The following is a 1,852-nucleotide window of genomic DNA, read 5'->3' as shown; positions in this document are numbered from 1 at the left end:
GGTCGACCCGCCCGGCGCCGTCCTCCGTCCCCCCGGCGGTCAGCCGACCTCGGTCACCGCGCGCAACCGGCGCCGCGTCCCCATCAGCACGACGCCGGCGAGCAGCAGGCCGACCGCCATGGTGAACAGCATCGGGCTGACCTCGCCGGGCAGCAGTCCGGCGAGGGACCGCGACGCGGTGCCCAGCACCAGGTAGAGACCGGCCCAGGCCGCCGCGCCCCCCGTCGCGCAGGCGAGGAACCGCCGGTACGACATCCGCAGCCCGCCCGCGGCCAGCGGCAACAGCGCGTTGAACACCGGCAGGAACGGCGCCACCAGCACCATCCGGCCGCCACCGCGCTGCAGGATCCCCTCCGCCGCCGTCCACCGCGCCTCGCCGATCCACTCACCGACCCGGCTGTGCCGCAGACGCTCACCCCAGCGGCGGCCGACCAGGAAGCTCAGCGACCAGCCGGCCAGGCAGCCGGCGACGACTGCGGTGAAGGTGGCCGCGCCGGTGGCCGCACCACCCACACCCACCGCGGCCAGGATCGCCACGTCGCCGGGAACCAGCACGCCGAGCAGCGGCACGGCGTCGAAGAGCATGACCACCCCGAGCACCGCCATCAGCAGTACGAGGGGAAGTTCTCCGACCTGTGCCAGCGCGTCCACCATGACTCGTACGCTATGGCCGGCCGGGCCCCACCCACATCCGGTCGCATCCCCCACCGTCCCCTGGTCGCGGACTAGGGGTGGTCCCTGAGAAGCACCGGCTCGGGCCGCAGGACCTGCACCCGGCGCAGCGGCGTGTCGACGGCCGGCTCGGTGGTGGGGACCGGGTAGTCGGCCACCACCGCCAGCCCGTCCGACGGCAGGTGTCCCCGCCCGGGATCGCCGACCAGCACGTCGGCTCCACCGGCGGCGACCCGGCGCAGGAAGGGCAGCATGCGTTCGGCCATCACCCGGCTGTAGAGCACGTCCCCCGCGACCACCAGGTCGAGCCCGACCGGCTCGGAGTCGAGCAGGTCGCCGCCGCGTGCGGTGACCCGGACGTCGTTGGCCCGGGCGTTGACGGTGACGGCGGCGACCGCGTACGGGTCGATGTCGTTGGCGACGACCTGCTCGGCGCCGGCCAGCGCGGCGGCGATCGCGACCAGACCCGACCCGGCGGCCAGGTCGAGCACGCGACGGCCGGCCACCAGCTCCGGGTGGTCGAGCAGATGCCGGGCGAGAGCCTGGCCGCCCGCCCAGACGGAGGCCCAGAACGGCGGAGGCAGGCGTCTTCCGGCGTGCGCCTCCATCCGGGCCCACCACAGGATCGCGTCCTCGGCGAGGTGCAGCCGGACCTCGGGGACGAACGGAGTCGGCACCAGGTGGAGCCGGTCCAGACCGGCGCCGGGCATGCCGATCTCCCGCTCCAGGTCGGCCAGCGCGGCCGCGGCACCCCTCACCGGGGCAAGCATGCCCCAGTCAGCCGGCCGTCACGGCACATTCCCGCCGCGCCACCCCGAGAGTTCCGTCCACCGCCTACGGCACTTCGGCCGGCAGATCGGGGTTTGGACGGTTACTGTCGGGGTGGTATCAGGGCGATCATCGGCCGCGGGGCCGAGGTCACCCGTTTTGAACAGGGAGAGAGCATGGCAACCGGCACGGTCAAGTGGTTCAACGCGGAAAAGGGCTTCGGCTTCATCGAGCAGGACGGCGGAGGTCCGGACGTCTTCGTCCACTACTCGGCCATCTCGATGAGCGGCTACCGGGAGCTCAACGAGGGGCAGAAGGTCGAGTTCGAGGTGACCCAGGGTCAGAAGGGTCCGCAGGCGGACAACGTACGCGCCGCGTGACCCGTGCCGGTGGCGGCGGCCGGTGTCCGGCC

Annotated in this window: 3 protein-coding genes; 1 reads left to right on the top strand and 2 read right to left on the bottom strand. The window is 73.5% G+C overall.

Annotated elements, in window-relative coordinates:
- Window positions 1–39: 39 nt before the first annotated feature.
- Entirely contained in the window at window positions 40–654 is a 615-nt protein-coding gene (locus AB0I76_RS29050) for a VTT domain-containing protein (RefSeq protein ID WP_357042081.1), read from the bottom strand.
- Window positions 655–725: 71 nt separating this feature from the next.
- Window positions 726–1,430: a 50S ribosomal protein L11 methyltransferase gene (locus tag AB0I76_RS29045; RefSeq protein WP_357042078.1), complete on the bottom strand. Its 705-nt coding sequence runs from the start codon at window positions 1,428–1,430 to the stop codon at window positions 726–728.
- 186 nt (window positions 1,431–1,616) lie between these two features.
- Here AB0I76_RS29045 and AB0I76_RS29040 point away from each other — a divergent pair, with 186 nt between their 5' ends.
- Window positions 1,617–1,820 carry a cold-shock protein gene (locus AB0I76_RS29040; protein WP_120724359.1) on the top strand — a complete coding sequence of 68 codons (204 nt, stop codon included), beginning with the start codon at window positions 1,617–1,619 and terminating at the stop codon, window positions 1,818–1,820.
- Window positions 1,821–1,852 lie beyond the last annotated feature (32 nt).

The organism is Micromonospora sp. NPDC049799 (assembly GCF_040656655.1).
Classification (GTDB): domain Bacteria; phylum Actinomycetota; class Actinomycetes; order Mycobacteriales; family Micromonosporaceae; genus Micromonospora.
Note: the sequence above shows the minus strand (reverse complement) of the source record. Positions and strands in the feature narration are given on the sequence as shown.

Bases quoted from the DNA above. Each gene is read 5' to 3' on its own strand.
- AB0I76_RS29050 (WP_357042081.1), bottom strand. From the start codon at position 654: ATGGTGGACGCGCTGGCACAGGTCGGAGAACTTCCCCTCGTACTGCTG.
- AB0I76_RS29040 (WP_120724359.1), top strand. From the start codon at position 1,617: ATGGCAACCGGCACGGTCAAGTGGTTCAACGCGGAAAAGGGCTTCGGC.